General features: G+C 63.1%; 17 protein-coding genes and 1 riboswitch. Of the genes, 13 read left to right on the top strand and 4 right to left on the bottom strand.

The window, feature by feature from the left end:
* Positions 1-27: 27 nt before the first annotated feature.
* Positions 28-642 carry an aa3-type cytochrome oxidase subunit III gene (gene ctaE, locus RG2_RS07010; RefSeq protein ID WP_033231027.1) on the bottom strand — a complete coding sequence of 205 codons (615 nt, stop codon included), beginning with the start codon at positions 640-642 and terminating at the stop codon, positions 28-30.
* 128 nt (positions 643-770) lie between these two features.
* On the opposite strand from ctaE, the gene RG2_RS07015 reads away from it, so the two are divergent.
* Together RG2_RS07015 and trpD are read left to right on the top strand one after the other, a co-directional pair.
* Positions 771-1,259 (top strand): hypothetical protein, encoded by a 489-nt coding sequence (locus RG2_RS07015; RefSeq protein ID WP_033231026.1) that lies wholly within the window; start codon positions 771-773, stop codon positions 1,257-1,259.
* Positions 1,260-1,368: 109 nt separating this feature from the next.
* Positions 1,369-2,460: an anthranilate phosphoribosyltransferase gene (trpD, locus tag RG2_RS07020; RefSeq protein WP_033231025.1), complete on the top strand. Its 1,092-nt coding sequence runs from the start codon at positions 1,369-1,371 to the stop codon at positions 2,458-2,460.
* 3 nt (positions 2,461-2,463) lie between these two features.
* Here the strand turns inward: trpD and RG2_RS07025 are convergent, their stop codons facing one another.
* Both RG2_RS07025 and RG2_RS07030 read right to left on the bottom strand, forming a co-directional pair.
* Positions 2,464-2,739 (bottom strand): Lrp/AsnC family transcriptional regulator, encoded by a 276-nt coding sequence (locus RG2_RS07025; protein WP_033231456.1) that lies wholly within the window; start codon positions 2,737-2,739, stop codon positions 2,464-2,466.
* 40 nt (positions 2,740-2,779) lie between these two features.
* Positions 2,780-4,561: a DEDD exonuclease domain-containing protein gene (locus RG2_RS07030; RefSeq protein ID WP_072782343.1), complete on the bottom strand. Its 1,782-nt coding sequence runs from the start codon at positions 4,559-4,561 to the stop codon at positions 2,780-2,782.
* Between the two features lie 524 nt (positions 4,562-5,085).
* Positions 5,086-5,263: riboswitch (cyclic di-AMP (ydaO/yuaA leader) on the top strand.
* Between the two features lie 14 nt (positions 5,264-5,277).
* On the opposite strand from RG2_RS07030, the gene RG2_RS07035 reads away from it, so the two are divergent.
* From RG2_RS07035 to RG2_RS07050, 4 genes are all read left to right on the top strand, one after another.
* The gene (locus RG2_RS07035) at positions 5,278-5,853 is read left to right on the top strand and encodes a C40 family peptidase (RefSeq protein ID WP_033231024.1); all 576 of its coding nucleotides are present in this window, start codon (positions 5,278-5,280) and stop codon (positions 5,851-5,853) included.
* 425 nt (positions 5,854-6,278) lie between these two features.
* Complete coding sequence (locus RG2_RS07040) at positions 6,279-7,247, top strand: C40 family peptidase (protein ID WP_092800740.1); 969 nt, start codon at positions 6,279-6,281, stop codon at positions 7,245-7,247.
* 69 nt (positions 7,248-7,316) lie between these two features.
* Entirely contained in the window at positions 7,317-8,687 is a 1,371-nt protein-coding gene (locus tag RG2_RS07045) for a hypothetical protein (RefSeq protein WP_230589956.1), read from the top strand.
* Positions 8,688-8,762: 75 nt separating this feature from the next.
* Complete coding sequence (locus tag RG2_RS07050; protein WP_033231021.1) at positions 8,763-9,890, top strand: glycosyltransferase family 4 protein; 1,128 nt, start codon at positions 8,763-8,765, stop codon at positions 9,888-9,890.
* A gap of 69 nt (positions 9,891-9,959) precedes the next feature.
* Here the strand turns inward: RG2_RS07050 and RG2_RS07055 are convergent, their stop codons facing one another.
* Positions 9,960-11,771 carry an AMP-dependent synthetase/ligase gene (locus tag RG2_RS07055; RefSeq protein ID WP_033231020.1) on the bottom strand — a complete coding sequence of 604 codons (1,812 nt, stop codon included), beginning with the start codon at positions 11,769-11,771 and terminating at the stop codon, positions 9,960-9,962.
* Between the two features lie 161 nt (positions 11,772-11,932).
* Between RG2_RS07055 and RG2_RS07060 the strand changes: the two genes are divergently transcribed.
* The 7 genes from RG2_RS07060 to RG2_RS07090 all read left to right on the top strand — a co-directional run bounded on the left by RG2_RS07060 (position 11,933) and on the right by RG2_RS07090 (position 17,021).
* Positions 11,933-12,325: a polyketide cyclase / dehydrase and lipid transport gene (locus RG2_RS07060; protein ID WP_033231019.1), complete on the top strand. Its 393-nt coding sequence runs from the start codon at positions 11,933-11,935 to the stop codon at positions 12,323-12,325.
* A gap of 79 nt (positions 12,326-12,404) precedes the next feature.
* Entirely contained in the window at positions 12,405-12,842 is a 438-nt protein-coding gene (locus RG2_RS07065; RefSeq protein ID WP_033231018.1) for an SRPBCC family protein, read from the top strand.
* 29 nt (positions 12,843-12,871) lie between these two features.
* Complete coding sequence (locus tag RG2_RS07070; protein WP_080711591.1) at positions 12,872-14,056, top strand: ArsA family ATPase; 1,185 nt, start codon at positions 12,872-12,874, stop codon at positions 14,054-14,056.
* Positions 14,053-14,469 carry a hypothetical protein gene (locus RG2_RS07075; RefSeq protein ID WP_033231017.1) on the top strand — a complete coding sequence of 139 codons (417 nt, stop codon included), beginning with the start codon at positions 14,053-14,055 and terminating at the stop codon, positions 14,467-14,469. The genes RG2_RS07070 and RG2_RS07075 overlap by 4 nt, the downstream gene beginning before the upstream one ends.
* Positions 14,470-14,540: 71 nt before the next feature.
* A complete protein-coding gene (locus RG2_RS07080) occupies positions 14,541-15,539 on the top strand; it encodes an ROK family glucokinase (protein WP_033231453.1) in 999 nt (332 codons plus the stop codon).
* Positions 15,540-15,647: 108 nt separating this feature from the next.
* Positions 15,648-16,463, top strand: coding sequence for a lysophospholipid acyltransferase family protein (locus tag RG2_RS07085; RefSeq protein ID WP_033231016.1), 816 nt, complete (start codon positions 15,648-15,650; stop codon positions 16,461-16,463).
* A gap of 66 nt (positions 16,464-16,529) precedes the next feature.
* Positions 16,530-17,021 carry a polyadenylate-specific 3'-exoribonuclease AS gene (locus tag RG2_RS07090; RefSeq protein ID WP_033231015.1) on the top strand — a complete coding sequence of 164 codons (492 nt, stop codon included), beginning with the start codon at positions 16,530-16,532 and terminating at the stop codon, positions 17,019-17,021.
* Positions 17,022-17,067: the final 46 nt, after the last annotated feature.

Genomic DNA, 17,067 nt, shown 5'->3' on the forward strand with positions numbered 1-17,067 from the left:
CAGGGGCTGCCTGTGGCGTTCAGCTGATTAACGGATGAAATAAATCGTTGCGAACAGCGCGATCCACACGATGTCAACGAAGTGCCAGTAATACGAAACGACGATCGCTGCGGTTGCCTGAGCCGGCGTGAACTTGCTGACTCGGGTGCGTGCGATCAAGAAAACGAAGGCGATGAGACCGCCGATGACGTGCATGCCGTGGAAACCGGTGGTCATGTAGAACACCGAGCCGTAGACACTGCTGGCGATTGTGGTGCCCTCATGCACGAGGTGGTAGTACTCGTAGCCCTGGCCGGCGACGAAGAACGCCCCCATGACCAAAGTGATGGTGTACCAACGTCGAAGTCCGAAGACGTCGCCCCGCTCGGCCGCGAACACGCCCATCTGGCAGGTGAATGAGGATGCGATCAGCACCAACGTCACCGGTACAGCCAAATAAAGGTTCAATTCGGTAGGCTCCGGCGGCCAATTGCCCTCCGGTGCCTGCGCCCGTGCCACGAAGTACATGGCGAAGAGCCCTGCGAAAAACATGAGCTCACTGGACAACCACACGATGGTGCCAACGCTGACCATATTCGGCCGGTTCAGCGAGTGCACGCGTTGGGTGATTGCCGATCCTGAAGTCCCTACTGCGCTCGTCACAGACAGAAGTATGACGCTTCGTCGTAAGAGACGGCCACTCGGGTCCGTCATCGGCGCGTCGTAAGGCTCGAGTTCGCGATTTCGGTCGGCGTACGCGCAGGTGGCGACACTTTGAATATGCTGACGCGATGGCAGCTGCACACCAGAGTAGACGTTGGTACCTGAGAATTTTCAGCAGAAAAGTTTCGCCTCCACTGGATCCGTCGAGAGCCGACCTCGAGATCGTCGCCGAAGGTTTCGACGACGTGGAATCGTGCTCGACCGCTTTGGAGCGAGGGGCCTCCGCGCCGCCTCGCTGGCGACCGGATTCGGAGGCGGTGCTGCGCCACCATCTCGACCTTCCGGAGGCGGCACTGGGAGAGGCCGAGTCGATCGTCGCTCAGGACGGATATCGGCGCTCGGTGACAGCCGCGGATAGCGCGTCGAGCGATGGCAACGGTGTGGTTCGTGTGGTGTTCGAACGCGTCCAGCTTCTGGACGCGCTGCACTGCTCGCAGGAGCGATCGCGGATGGCAGGTTTGGCTCAACGGTTGGGTGGGTCCGTCGCGGGATGGGACGCGCTGCAGCCGGGGGATGCGGCGCAGTCAGGCCCGGGCAAGGGCCGACGATCAGTGTGAGCGGACCGATTCGCGACTGCCGCACGGTGACTGACTACGCTACGTATGTCAGATACATCGCGATTTGATTCGACTGAACATTTCGACTGAACATAGGGGACCGAAGTAGATGGCCGGCACCGACGCAACCAACGCTGTGAACTCCGATTCGAGCGGTGTCGTGCGGTCCTGGCCGATGATTCTCGGTCAGCTCACCGATGGTTCCGATTTGTCGAGCGACGATTCCCGTTGGGCGATGAGCGAAATCATGTCCGACAACGCAAGTTCGGCGCAGATCGCCGCTTTTGGTGTCGGTTTGAAGATGAAGGGCGAGACACCCGCAGAGTTGCAGGGCCTTGCCGACGCGATGCTCGAACACGCTAAAGCGGTGCCGGTCGATTCCGATGTGGTCGACATCGTCGGAACCGGCGGCGACCGCTCCAACACCGTCAACATCTCGACCATGGCTTCGATTGTGGTGGCCGCCTCGGGAATTCGAGTGGTCAAGCACGGCAACCGGGCAGCGTCGTCGAAGAGTGGCGGCGCCGATGTGCTCGAAGCACTGGGTGTTCGGATCAATCTGGGCCCGGAAGACGTGGCTCGGTGCGTAGACGAGGTCGGAATCGGTTTCTGCTTTGCGCCGGTATTTCACCCGGCCCTGCGATTTGCGGCAGTGCCACGGAAGGAAATCGGCATCCCGACGGCCTTCAACGTGCTCGGGCCCTTGACCAATCCAGCTCGGCCGCGTGCCGGATTGATCGGGTGTGCCTTCCCGAAGCTGATCTCCGTTGTTGCGGGAGTTCTTGCGCAGCGCGGTAATTCGGCATTGGTCGTTCGCGGCGACGACGGACTCGACGAACTGACGACATCCACGACGTCGACGGTGTACATCGTTGCCGACGGAGCGGTTCGAACCGTCACACTGGATCCGCGAGATCTGGGCATCGCTCGGGTACCACTGGACGAATTGCGAGGCGGCGACGCGGACGTGAACGCTCAGGTCGCGCGCACCCTGCTGTCCGGTCAGCCTGGCCCCGTCCGGGACGCGGTGCTACTCAACGCGGGCGCGGCGATCGCGGCCTTCAACGGAGTCGGTGACGACCTGGAAGGTGCGATTGCCGCGGGAATGGCCTCGGCCGCTGTCGCAATCGACAGCGGCGCAGCTGCGGAACTGCTGCGGAGGTGGGCGTCGCTCACCACCGCGCTGACCGAAGGCGCCTGAGAGTCATTCGCCGAGCGAGAACCCAGCTTCGACGTCGGCGCTGGAGAAGGACTGGAACGCAATGTGAGTGGCGGTTCGCGTCACTCCGGGAACCTTGTTGATCCGGCCGGTGATGACCTCTGCGATCTGGGCGTGGTCACGGACCCGGACTACCGCGATCAGGTCGACGTCCCCTGCGCAGGAGTACACCTCGCTGACTCCGGGGATGTCGGCGACGGCCTGAGCAGTCTCCGGGATTCGGGCCGATTCGGCGTGAATCATGACGATCGCATTGATCATGTCGCTCCTCTGGTTGCGCGGTGCTGTGCTGTGGTCGAGCTTATGTCCTCGCGTCGCCGCGCCCATTCCAGGCATCACGATGGTTCTCTGCACGCTCGGATTCGTTTCCAGCCTTGGCGAGGTGGCACCAGTCTTCCCACCGCCCCGCGCCGCACGCTGGCTCGGTGTAGCCCGATGTAGCGGAGACGATCCTGATTCCGTCCGATCCGAGCCAGCGGACGACGAGCGCCAGTTCTTCCGGGGGCGCTCCGCGCAGCGGTGTGTTGTCGGGAAGTGCGGTTTCGGCCGATGCCACGAGGGCGTCGACCACGGGCATCGGGTGAGTCCCGGCTCGGGCAAGGCCGGCGGAGGCGAGCCTGCCGGCGCGGATCACGGCTAATTCCCAGCCGCCTTCCGGCGCGGGGCGCGCCAGTACCAACTGATCGATGGCGGCGACGGCGGCGAGCTTTTGAGTGCGTCGTACTGCTACTGCAACTGCGGCAGTTCGGTCGCGCAGTCTGGCCGCGTTCTCGAACAGTGCGGTGGCAGCGAGTTGCTCGATGCGCGCTTTCATTCGTTGAAGCGGCATGTCGTGCACGCCGGCGAAGAACTCCCGAACGTCGGCGACTGACACCGCATAGCGCTCCGCGGTGTCATCTCGGGCTGCCGGGCACGAGCCCAGTTCGCGTGCGGGGCAGGCAGGCCCGTGCACGGCGCCAAGAGGTATCCGCTTGGTGCAGGTACGCAGCCCGGTGAACTCGCACACGGTCTCTGCAATCTCCTGCGCGCTCGCGCGGGACGTGAACGGTCCGATCGAGTGCGGCGTCGGGCTACGCACCACGGATAGCCGGGGGAAGGCCTCGTCTGTGAGAACGATCCACCATCCGCGTTTGGGAAACTTGGAGCGGCGGTTGTACGGCGGAGTGTGTGCCACGAGGAGTCGGAGTTCGCGTACTCCGGCCTCCAGGGCGTGAGCACACTCCACATGATCGACCCGGGTGGCAAGGGCCACCATCTCCTTCATGCGCCCACGCGTCTCGGAACCGGTGAAGTAGCCCCGGACGCGGCGGCGCAGGTCCACTGCCGTCCCTATGTACAGCGCTTCGTCGGACGGGCCGCGAAAGAGGTAGACGCCCGGCCTTCGGGGGAGGTCTGCGGCGAAGGAGCGTTTGGCGCGTTGATGAGCCGAGATGTTGGGGAGATAGTCGATCAGCTCGCTGTAACTGTGTACGCCTTGGTTGCCGACCCGATCTATCAGGCCGTGGAGCACGTCGACGGTGGCTCTGGCGTCGTCGAGCGCTCGGTGCGTCGGTTGGGTGGAGACGCGGAACAGATGCGCGAGCGCAGAGAGCTTGACCGAGGGTGCTTCGTCGCGGGTCAGGACACGCCTGGCGAGTTTGACGGTGCAGAGAACCTGGAACGGTGGCCAAGGCCGGGCCGTGCGGGAAGCTGCCGCCTTGAGGAATCCGATGTCGAAGGGCGCGTTGTGGGCAACGAGTACGGAACCCTTCGCGAACTCGAGGAACGCGGGTAGAACGCGATCGATGCGCGGAGCGTTGATCAGCATGGCATCGGTGATGCCGGTCAGTTCGACTATGTACGGCGGGATCGACCGCCCGGGATCGACCAGAGTTGCCATCTCGCCGAGCACCTGGCCACCGCGAATCTTGACGGCACCGATCTCGGTTATCGAATCGTTGTCCGCGCTTCCGCCGGTGGTCTCGAGGTCGACGACTACAAACGTCGTCTCGCTGAGCGGAGTGTCCAGCTCGTCGAACGACAGTTGACGGCCGATATCCGGATCGGCGTCAACGGCGGCCTTGACAGCGTCGGCTTGACTCACAGCGCAAGACAGTAGAGGGAGGGGCCGACAGGAATCGGTCGCTTCGGCGCAAGGACCAAGAGAAGTTGAATTCGGGACTAACGGGCATCGCACGCACCCCGGCATTTGGTCGCCCGTGACCTAAAAGAGACGAGCGTCACAGTTGGGCGATTTTCGAGGTGTGTCGGCGCCTTCGGTGTCGCACTCGGGTGGAGTGGATCTGGCTGCGTTGCCTGGCGTGTGCCGACTCGTAATCCACCTCGGGTGAAAAGGGGCCTACCGGTACGTAACTGGTGCTGATCTGGGGTAAGTCACGGATTGCCGGGCCGGATCGAATCGGGTCGACTCACGAGAAATGGTTCACGACGTTACGGAAACCGGACGTATCGTTATCCCGCTGTGACCGTTTTGGCGTATCGAGCGCGACTGCGCGGAAATTCGGATGAATCGCACGCGAAATTGGCGATGCGGTCGACATCGCCGCGATCATTTCGTAATCTTCCTGAGACCTAACGAAGTCTTGCCGGGCCACAAAGGACCGGCTTCGTCAGGAACCGCCTAATCGGGATCTCCGCGAGGAACCCGAACCGGGAACCCAAGTTTCACTGGGGTGAATCCCGCCTGGGGCGTAGCAAGCGTCATCGCTACGGACCACGCGGGTAGGGCTGATCTTCCCAGCCCGAACCCGTCAGCTAACTCGGTCGGCGGACGAATGGAAGAAATGGAGCACCCCTTAAGTGGCGTCACAAAGTTTGAAGCGTTCGGCAACACTGGTTGTCGCCGGCGCACTTGCAGCCGGAGCCTTTGCTACAACCGCTGCGCCTGCCTCGGCAGACCCCATCACCATCCCCGGTGTCGGTACGTTCGACATCCCGGGCGTCTCGATCCCCGAACTTCCCGTTATCCCCGGTGTCACGGACAACCCCGCGTTTGCGCCGATTGCACAGGCTGCACCCGCCGCTCCCATCTCCACCCTTGGTGAGCAGGCTGTTCGCGCCGCAGAGAGCAAGCTGGGCGCCCCGTACGTGTACGGCGCGGCAGGCCCGGACGCGTTCGACTGCTCCGGTCTGATCCAGTGGGCTTACAAGCAGGCCGGCCTCAACATCCCCCGCACGAGCTACGACCAGGCTGCAGCCGGTGTCGCAGTTGCGCAGTCCGATCTCCGTGTCGGCGACGTCATCTCCTTCTACGGCGGATCGCACTCGGGTATCTACGCGGGCAACGGAAATGTCATCCATGCTTCGACCGCGGGTCAGCCCGTGAAGCTGGCACCCGTGTCGTCCATGCCGTACGACGGTGCTCGCCGCTTCTGATCCGGTGTCACTGATCGGGTACCTGTGAAGGTCGACCTGATCCACTGGAAAAGGGGCAGTTCCACTCTGTGCAGATGTGGGCCTCGAATCAACTGATTCGAGGCCCACATCTGTTTATCCGGGTGAGTTCCGGGCGTTCCGAGGGGTGCACCCTCGCTTCGCTCCCGTTACACCTACCGGCGAGTAGACACAAACGTATGCCATTCCGTAACCTTATCGAGACATTAGGTGCCGTCGGCAGGTAGTGTGGGTAGTTGACATCCAGCTAACAGATCCTGACGGGCATCGGCAGGTATCACAAAAACTGAGACGGAGAGTCGCGTTCCGTGGTTTCATCTAGATCGTTTTCATCGAGAAAGTACAGCCGGGTCCGCATCGCGCTCACAACAGGCGTATTGGCAGTTGGGCTTGTCGCGTTGCCATCGATGCCGGCGGCCGCCGACCCGGTGATCACGAATCCCACCGAGGCACTCGAGAAGCTCGGCGAACTCGCCCGAGTGTCCGAGCAGACCAACGAGGCTTTGCACAACGCGCAGATCGATCTCGATGCAAAGACGTCCGTGCAGCTCGACGCTGAAGCTCGACTTGTCGAGGATCAGGGACGGTACGACGCGGCAAAGGCCAAGGTCGCCGAGGTTGCGCCGGCTGTGAACCGAATTGCTACGGCCAATTATCAGGGCGCGCGGACCAATCGGCTCTTTGCCTTGATGGTCAGCGATTCACCGCAGCAGCTGCTCGATCAGATGTCTGCACTCGATGTCATCTCCAACGACGCGGCGGTGCAGGTCCGCCAGTTCAACGAAGCGACGCTCGACGCTCGCCAAGCAGCGGACTCGTCGCAACAATCCGCGGATGCTGCACGGGTTGCGGCTGATCAGGCGAAGGCGCTGAGCGACGATCTGCAGCGCAAGCAGAGCGAACTTCAGGCTCAGGTTGCCGAGGTGACCAAGGCGTTCGACGATCTGACCGAAGCCGAACGCGTGCAATTGAGTGGGTCGACATTTCCAGAGGGCGTCGACGCCAGCAAAATACTGGCTAATCTGACTCCAGGGTCGGGCACCGCGGCACTACAGGCTGGTTTGACCCGCATCGGCGACCCGTACGTCTGGGGAGCTACCGGGCCCAACGAGTTCGATTGCTCCGGGCTCGTCGTGTGGTCGTACAAACAAATCGGTAAAACACTGCCGCGGTCCAGCCAGGCGCAGGCAGCGGGTGGTACGCCGATATCCCGTGACCAGTTGCAGCCGGGCGACATCGTCACGTTCTACAGCGACAATTCGCATGTCGGTATCTACGCCGGCGATGGCAACATCCTCCACGCGTCGACGTTCGGCGTACCGGTGAAGGTCGAGTCGATGGCAGGGATGCAGTTCTCGACTGCTCGCCGTTACTGACCAGCGCATCGTCACAAGTGGCTCGGCCGCTGCGACTGGGGGTCCCCTCCGTCTCCTACACTCGGCATCGTGTCGAGTGACCCCATGACGTCCCCCGCAGCCGGGACGAACCGTAAGCGCCGCTGGGAGTACCCAGCTCTCATTGCGCTCGGGTGTGCCGTTGTGGTGATCCTCGGACTGACCGTTGTCCTGACTGACGCTCCGGGCTCGTCCCAGCAGTCCGCTGCGGAAGCGGATGTTGCGCGTGTCAGCGAGGTTCAAGCGCTCCTCGATTCGTGGGCACGCGCTCAGATGTCCGACGATCCGACATCGCTGGCGCAGTTCGTAGATGCTGCCGCCGCCCCGGGGTTGCTCGACGCAGAGATTCGGCGCGCCACGGCTGCCGGTGCACTGAGTTTTTCGGATTGGGCGTACGAGGTCTCGCCGGGAACACTTGTCGAGGCTGCCCGAACGGGGTCGCCCGACGGCGTCACATTGTGGGGCGCTCAGGTGAACCTGCGTTATGCACTCGACGGTGTGGATGCGGCGCCGACGCGTAAGTCTGTCTTGATGACTTTTGCGGAACGTGACGGTTCGTGGTTCGTATTCGCTGACGGTTCGATTGTCGACGTGCTGGGCAGCGGCTCGAGCGGTTCGCAGTTGAGCGTCGACTCGTGGCACGGTCCATGGGATTTCGGTCCACTCGCGGTTTCGACCAACGCGGCCGAGGATTCGATAGTCGTCGGGCACCCGGGCCAGCAGGCATTCGTTGACGCGTTGGCCGCCGACCTCGACGGCGCTGTGAAGAATACGACGCAGTTGTGGGGCGACGGTTGGTCAGAGCGGGCAGTCGTGATGGTCGCCGGTTCGCCCGAGGAATTCACGGCGATGGTCGGTTCGCAGCACGACGGATCGTCCATAGCGGCTGTGTCGGTGGCGGATACGGTGCGCGACGGTGCCAGTGACGTGAGTGGGCAGCGCATCATATTCTCGCCGGCTGCCGCATCACGCTTGACTTCGACGACGCGGCAGGCGGTGCTTCGCCACGAGATGATGCATATCGCGGCGCGATCCCAGACCCGGGACGGGTCGCCCATGTGGGTGCTCGAAGGGTACGCGGAGTATGCCGGCAACCGTGGCTCCGGGCGGGCGGCGCGGGAGATTGCGCCGACACTTGCGGCCGCTGTTCGGTCCGGTGACGTGCCATCGGAGTTTCCCGAGGATTCACAGTTCGGGGGCGTGCCGGTGGTGAGTTCCCTTGCGTACGAATCGGCGTGGTCGATCAATGCTTATATTGCGGATCGTTTCGGCGAGTCCGAGCTGACGGAACTATTCCGCGCCTTGGCTGTGGGGCCGTCGACACCGGAGGAGATCAACCGGCGCATCGTCGACGTACTTGGTGTGAGTATCGACGACCTGCGCGACGGCTGGGTGGATTGGCTGCACCGCACACTGGGTTGATTGGCTGCACCGCACACTGGGTTGATTGGCTGCACCGCAGCGTGGGTTGATCGGCTCGTGCTTTACGGTGGACGAATGCGCCGGACCCTTTTGGTGACCAATGATTTTCCGCCCCGACCGGGCGGAATCCAGTCGTATCTACATACGTTCGCGAAGCATCTTCCGGCCGACAAGTTGGTTGTCTATGCGCCTCGTTGGCGTGGTGATTCGCACAAGAAGTTCGATGCCGCTCAACCTTTCGAGGTCGTGAGGCATCCCACGACATTGATGCTTCCGACTCCGTTTGTCGCCAGACGGGCCGCGAAACTGGTCAAGAAGCATGACTGCGAGTCCGTGTGGTTCGGCGCGGCGGCGCCCCTTGCGTTGTTGGCGCCGGTGGTCCGCCGGGCAGGTGCGTCGCGGGTGATCGCGAGTACTCACGGTCACGAAGTGGGTTGGTCGATGATTCCCGGTGCGCGGCAGTCGTTGCGGACAATCGGTGAAAACACGGATACGGTTACCTTCGTCAGCAAATACACCCGAGGCCGGTTCGCGGCGGCTTTCGGGCCGCAGGCTGCGCTGGAGCATCTGCCGTCGGGAGTGGATACGTCTGTCTTCCATCCTGATTCGGCTGCTCGCGCAGAATTGCGGGCACGGTACGGACTGGGGGAGCGCCCGACAATTCTCTGCCTGTCACGGCTCGTGCCGCGCAAGGGGCAGGACATGCTGATCAAGGCACTGCCGACTATCCGTGCGAGCATCGACGGCGCTGTACTTGTCATCGTGGGGGGTGGGCCGTACGACGAGAAACTGCGTGAGCTCGCCCACAAGACGGGGATGGACGATCACGTCGTGTTCACGGGCACCGTCCCGGCGGCGGAATTGGCCGCCCATCACACCATCGCCGATGTTTTTGCGATGCCATGCCGCACCCGCGGTGCGGGACTCGACGTCGAAGGTCTCGGGATCGTGTACCTCGAGGCGTCGGCAACGGGTGTTCCCGTGATCGCGGGTCGCAGTGGCGGTGCCCCGGAAACGGTGCAGCAGAACAAGACCGGGCTAGTGGTCGACGGTACGTCGGTTGCCGACGTTGCCGCCTCGGTGATCGAGATCCTGTCCGACCGTGATCGAGCTGCCGCAATGGGCGCCGCCGGTCGCGACTGGGTGGCGACCGATTGGAAGTGGGACACGCTCGCGTCGAAGTTGCAGGCGCTGCTCGGCTGAGCCTCGAGCATCAAGCACTGTGGCCGCCACACCTTTTCCAAGGTATGGCGGCCACAGGTGTGCGCGGTGTTACTTCGTGTAGATCATCTCGATCTCCGCGGCAAAGCTGGCGTGGACGACGTTGCGCTTGAGCTTCATCGTCGGGGTGAGTTCGCCTGTGTCCTCGGAGAAGTCGACCGGCAGGATCTTGAACTTCTTGATTGCCTCGGCATGGGAGACCAGCTTGTTGGCCTCGTCGATCGCGTCCTGGATATCGCCGACAAGTTCGCCGTCGCTGACCAGATCAGCCGCGGTGGTGCCGGCTGCCTTGTTGTTGCGCTCGTTCCAGGCGGGCAAAGCTTCGGCGTCGATGGTGATCAGTGCGCCGATGAACGGCTTCTGATCGCCCACGACGATTGCCTGGCTGATGAGCGGATGTGCGCGCAATGCGTCCTCGAGCTGGGCAGGGGAGACGTTCTTTCCGCCTGCCGTGACGATGATTTCCTTCTTGCGTCCGGTGATCGTGATGAACCCGTCCGCGTCGACGGTTCCGAGGTCGCCGGTGTGGAACCAGCCGTTCTCGGTCGACTCGGCGGTTGCCTTCTCGTTGCGCCAGTATCCGGTGAAGACCACGGGTCCGGAGAGAAGGATCTCACCGTCGTCGGCGATGCGAACAGAGTTGCCGGCCAACGGTTTTCCGACGGTTCCGACCTTCTGGGAGCCGATGGTGTTGACGGCAAATGCGGCGGTGGTTTCGGTGAGGCCGTAGCCCTCGTAGATCGTGACACCGATGCCGCGGAAGAAGTGGCCGAGCCGCGCACCGAGCGGGGCGCCACCGGAAATGGCGAGCTGGCACTGTCCGCCGAGGGCTGCCCGCAGCTTGGAGTAGACGAGTTTGTCGAACAACGCGTGCTTGGCCTTGAGGACGATACCGGCGCCACCCTTGTCCTTGGCCTCGCTCCACGCGACAGCGGTCTCCGCGGCCGCGTCGAAGATTTTGCCCTTGCCCTCGCCGTGGGCCTTTGCGCGGGCGCTGTTGTAGACCTTCTCGAACACTCGCGGTACCGACAGGATGAAGTCGGGCTTGAATTCGCCGAAGGTGGGGACGAGGTTCGGAATGTCGCTGGTGTGCCCGAGGGTGGCGCCGGCGTCGAACGAGGCGATGCTGACCGCGCGCGCCAGGACGTGAGCGAGGGGCAGGAACATCAGCGTGCGCACGCCTGGCGTCTTGAGCAGATCGCCGAGGTTGGAGTCGAGGATGCCCTTCGACTCCGCAATGAGGTTGGAGTGTGTCAGTTGGCAGCCCTTGGGGCGGCCCGTAGTGCCGGAGGTGTAGATCAGGGTTGCGGGATCGGAGGCCTTCAGAGCGTTGATACGCGTCTGGACCTCGTCGTCGGAAATGTCGGCGCCCAGGGCAGAGAGTTCCTCGACGGCGCCGCGTCCGCCTGCGGGGGTCTCGATCTGGTAGACGGTGCGCAGCGACGGCGACGCTTCTGCGACGTCCTTGACGGTGGCTGCGTGGACGTCGTTCTCGACAACGAGGTCGATGGCTTCGGAATCCTCGAGAATCCAGCGAACCTGCTCGGCGGCGGATGTTTCGTAGATCGGAACGGTCACGCCGCCTGCGGCCCAGATCGCGTAGTCGATCAGTGGCCACTCGTAGCGAGTCGCGGACATCAGCCCGACGCGATCACCCTGCTTGACGCCGATCGCGATCAGACCCTTGGCAACTGCGGTTACCTGGGCGGCGAACTCGCCGGCAGTGACGTCGACCCATGCGGAGCCGACCTTTCGCTTGTAGACGACGGCCGCAGGCTTCGTCTTCGCGAATGTGAACACCGAGTCGACCGCAGAGGCATCCTCGGGAATCGTGAACGTCTGGGGTGCGCTGTATTCAGGCACAAAATACCTCCGACACTGCGAAATACTGACGAGTAGGGTTTGACGCTATTCACTGTAGTCGCACGTCCGGCATAGTTGTGGCCCGGCTTACAGTCTGTCCGTTTCGCAGTGGTGTGGCACCGTTCGCTCACTCGTCGACGCGATATGTGAAGCTAACTGTCGTGAGCAGCATTCAGGTCGCAGACCAGACTTTCATCGCGGCACCGCCCGAGCGTGTCGCCGAACTGTTGTCTTCGCGTGCGCAGTGGCGCCGGTGGTGGCGAGATCTCCAGCTCGAGGTGCGCGAGGACCGCGGTCCCGCAGGCTTCCGGTGGGGCGTGTCCGGCAGTCTCGTCGGCACCATGGAGGTGTGGCTCGAACCGGTCATGGACGGCGCCATCGTTCACTACTTCCTGCACGCGGAACCAGTGGGTGTGTCGCCGTCAGGCCTGGCTGATCTCGACCTGGCCGCCATGAATCGCGCACGGCGCGTCGACGGCAAGGTCATGTCCTTTGAACTCAAGCGCGAACTGGAAGCGGGGCGCCCGGCAGGTGTGGCGCCCGAATCTGTGTGACGTGGCAGGAAGTTTTCAGGCCCGTGTTCGGGGAGAATTACGGGGACCATGAAGTTTCGAGGGAAGGAAGAGTAGTCGGATGGCCGAGAAAACCAAGGGGTTGATCAGCATCGACGCTCAGCCTGACGCCGTCATGGCCGTGATCGCCGATTTCGAGGAGTACCCCGCGTGGGTTGCGGCGGCCAAGTCCGTCGAGGTTCTGGAAGTTGGCGGCAACGGCCGCGCGAACCGGGTGCGGTTCGTCCTCGATGCCGGGATGGTGAAGGACAAGTACGAGCTGGCGTACACGTGGGCGCCCGACGGAATGTCGGTGAGCTGGGAACTGGTGAGCGGGGAGATTCAGAAGTCCCAATCCGGTTCGTACACTTTGCGTTCCGAGCCGGGCGGCAGTACGTCCGTCACCTACGAGCTGACGGTCGATCTGACTATCCCGATGATCGGGTTGTTCAAACGCAAGGCCGAGAAGATCATCACGGACACGGCTTTGAAGGAACTGAAGAAGCGAGTCGAGGGCTGAACGCCGCGCGGGCCCGTCTTCAACTCTTCATCGGCAGCGGTGGCAGTGGAACGACGACGCTGGCGTCTGCCGCAGCGCTGTCGGCGGCGACTGCCGGTTCCAAGGTTCTGCTGATGTCGATCGATCGGCTTCATTCGCTTGCGGATGTGCTGGCGATTCCGGTTCCGCGTGTAGTGACCCCATTGTTCGACCGGATGGATGTCTGGCAGGTCGATACGCTGACGCTTGTCGAAGACAAGTTCCGTGGTGTGTCGGCGCTACTCGATGCGGCGGGTTCCCATGAACACGGATCGTCGCTCCAGACTTTGGAGCCCGAGGAACTCACGGGTTCGCTTGGCATCGCGGACATTCTGGCGCTTGCCGAGGTCGTCGGGATGGCATCGAGCGGCGAATACGACGTCGTGATCGTGGATTGCCCGCCGTCGCCGGAGGCGTTGCGGATCCTCGGCGCGCCCGCGATGGTGTCCGAGTACCTCGAGCGGCTGTGGCCGCGTCACAGGCGGCTTGCGGCGGTGGCGGCTACCGACGTGCGGTTGATGCTGTTGGTGTCGATAATCGAACGCATTGTCTCGTCGGTCGACGAGATCGCAGCGTGTATCGCCGACACTTCGCACACGGAGATTCATCTCGTGACGTCGGCGCAGGGATCGGCGGCGCTTGCGACTCGGCGCACACTGTCCGGTCTTGCGCTCTCAGTGCTGCCGGTTGCTCGGATAATCGTCAATAGTGTTGTTCCGCAACCCGTTTCGCAGAGTTACGCAGATGAAGATATGTGCTGGTTGTCCAACGTTCGCGCGGCCCAGATGTCGGTGCTCGCGGGAGTTCGCGAGGCCGCCGATGGGATTGCCGTCACGGTTGTCGAACATGTCGGCACCGAACCGGTAGGGTTGGCGGCCCTGGGCGACATTGCAGTTGCGCTGGGCGAGGGGGCCGCTGCGCAGCCGCACCGCCATCCCGACCCGATAGCGGTGACGCTGGAATCGGGGACGGGGTTGGAGTCGGTCTACGCGATGCGGATGTATCTGCCGCTCGTCGATCCGTCGTCACTGACGTTGGGTCGGGTCGAAGACGATGTGCTGGTGGGAGCGGACGGGGTGCGACGGAGAGTGAGACTTGCGTCGGTGTTACGGCGATGCGTCGTGACCGGTGCCGAACTCGACGGTGCCTATCTGATCATTCGATTCTCGCCGGATCCCACGGTGTGGCCTGTATGAACGACGATCACACCAAGCTTCTCGCCGAGTTTCGGGTGTTGGCCGATTCCGTCCTCTCCCGGATCGAGCCGATTGTGGCGCAGATGGCGGAGGGGCGCACGAACGCAGCGGCGGATCTCGAGACCTCGGAGGAATTGCCTGCATTCAGCGGCTGCAGTTGGTGCCCGGTGTGCGCTGTTGCAGCCTTGATGCGGGGTGAACATCACGAGTTACTTGCAATCCTGGCAGGGCATGCTGCCGTCCTCCTGGCGTTGCTGCGTGAGCTGCTGGACGAGTTTCTCGGCGGGCGCGCCCCATCCGACGGGAAGCCGGACGGTGGTCCAGGGGGTGGGGCGCCGACGCCCGACGGTACCTCGTCGCCGAAGCCCCGATCGCCTGCTTTCGTTCCGATTACGGTGACTGTCAAGCGGTAAACGCTGGTACTTCGGTGCCATCGGTGGGCACAATCGTCAAGAACGCATACCGAGTGTGGAGTGTGGACCGGATGATCACCAATCGCAGTGCAAATGCCGACATCCTGACCGTCGGAATAGATGTGGGCGGCACCAGTATTCGAGCGTCGGTGGTCGACGTCGACGGGCAAGTGCTCGATACCATGCAGGCTCCGACGCCCCAGTCCGCGCGGTCGCTCGAGGATGCGCTCGATCGGGTGGTGCGTGAACTGGTCAGTCGGCACAATGTGGCCGCAGTGGGTTTGGCGGTAGCCGGGTTCGTCACCTCGGATCACGGGATCGTGCTTTTTGCTCCGCACCTGCCGTGGGTGAACGCGCCGGTCGGCAAGGACCTGAGCGTACGGCTGGGGTTGCCGGTTGTTCTGGAACACGATGCCAATGCGGCGGCGTACGCGGAGTATCGGTTCGGTGCTGCGGCTGGTGGCCGGAACGTCGTCACGGTGGCGATCGGGACGGGCATCGGTGGCGCGTTGCTGATCGGCGGTGAGCTGTACCGGGGTAGTTACGGTGTTGCGCCGGAGTTCGGCCACGTCCAGGTCGTGCCGGACGGACGCCCGTGCGCGTGTGGCAAGCGCGGCTGCTGGGAGCGGTACTGCAGCGGAACTGCGTTGGTGGACACAGCAATTGAACTTCTGGCCGAAGATCCGGCCGCGTCAACAGTCCTGGCGCGAGAAGTTGCCGTCGACCCGGGCAGCTTGACCGGGCGTCGAATCGCCAATGCCGCGTACGACGGTGACCCACTCGCGCTGGCGACGATGGCTGAGTTCACGCATTGGCTGGCAGTCGGCCTGGCGATGGTCGCCGACGCCTACGACCCGGATGTCGTGGTGATCGCCGGCGGCGTCGCGAGTTCGGCTCCACTGTTTCTCGATGACGCCCGTGAGCAGTACGCAACGTTGTTGACGGGTGCGAAATATCGACCTCTGGCCCGGATTCGCACTGCCCAGTTGGGGGAGGCCGCGGGGATGGTGGGGGCGGCGGCGTTGGCGCGTTCGGCGGTTCCAGGCATCATTTCGCCTGCCAGGCGTTGAGTCGCACTTGTGATCACGAGGTGGCGGTCGGGGCATGTGTAGCGAGGGTAACCGGCGCGCAGTAAGGTCGTGCACAAGGCAATTCGGGTTGTGAATGGGAGGGACGCCGTGTGGTATTGGCTCTTCAAGTATGTGTTGTTGGGGCCGATTCTCCTGCTGCTCGGGCGTCCGACGATCAAGGGGCACGAGAACATTCCCACTGACGGTGCGGCGATTCTCGCCAGCAACCATCAGGCAGTTCTGGATTCGTTCTATCTTCCGCTGCGCTCGAACCGTCGAATCACGTTCCTCGCAAAAAGTGAGTACTTCACTGGCAGCGGACTCAAGGGTGCGTTCCAGCGGTGGTTCTTCACGGCTGTCGGCCAGGTGCCCATCGATCGCACCGGTGCGGACGCAGCCCAGGACGCGCTCAACGCTGGTCTACGGGTCCTTGATGCCGGCAAGCTGCTCGGTATCTACCCCGAGGGCACTCGCTCGCCGGATGGTCGTCTGTACAAGGGCAAGACCGGAATGGCTCGTCTGGCACTCGAATCCGGTGTCAAGGTGATTCCCGTAGCGATGGTCGGCACCGACAAGATGAACCCCATCGGTTCGAGGATGTGGCGTCCGGCCAAGGTCACCGTCATCGTCGGTGAACCTATCGACTTCTCGCGTTTCGAGGGGATGGGCGGCAACCGCTTCGTGGAGCGGGCTGTGACCGACGAGGTCATGTACAAGCTGATGAAGCTGTCTGGCCAGGAATACGTCGACATCTATGCGGCGAGTTTGAAGAACCCGAAGCCGGTCAAGGCGGAGGAGTCCCCGTCCGACGAGACCCACCAGCTCGGGGAGTCCGACGAGGCTGCCGCTCCACTTGCGGCCGTTGTCGACCCCGATGCCGAGCAGACTGATGGGCCGCACGTCCCGGACACGCGCGCCAGTTAGAGATTTCCCACAACTGCCGGGCGTGCATTAGCTCTCGGGACCGGCGGTGCGGCATAGTTTTGAGCCGTGCGCTACTTCTACGACTGTGAATTCATCGAAGACGGTCGAACCATCGACCTCGTGTCCATCGGCGTCGTCTGCGAGGACGGCCGAGAGTACTACGCCGTCTCGACGGAATTCGATCCGGCGCGGGCCGGCAGTTGGGTGCGCAAGAATGTTCTGCCGAAGCTTCCTGCGCCGTCGTCTCCGCTCTGGAAGTCGCGCGACAAGATCCGTGACGACCTCCTGAAGTTCTTCGTACCGCGGCCGATGGTGGTTCCCGAACTGTGGGCATGGGTCGCGGCGTACGACCACGTCGCGTTGTGCCAGCTGTGGGGCGACATGACCGAACTGCCCCAGTCGTTGCCGCGTTACACGCGGGAGTTGCGCCAGTTCTGGGAGGACAACGGCAGCCCGGCTCTGCCGCCTGCACCGTCCGACGCGCATGACGCTTTGGCGGACGCACGACACAATCTGGTGAAGTTCGACGCGATTGCCCGAGTCCGGTCACTTCGTTGACCTGCTGTGACGCCGAACTCGGTTAGACGAGACCGCGCGCTAACGA

The organism is Rhodococcus globerulus NBRC 14531 (assembly GCF_001894805.1).
Lineage (GTDB): Bacteria > Actinomycetota > Actinomycetes > Mycobacteriales > Mycobacteriaceae > Rhodococcus_F > Rhodococcus_F globerula.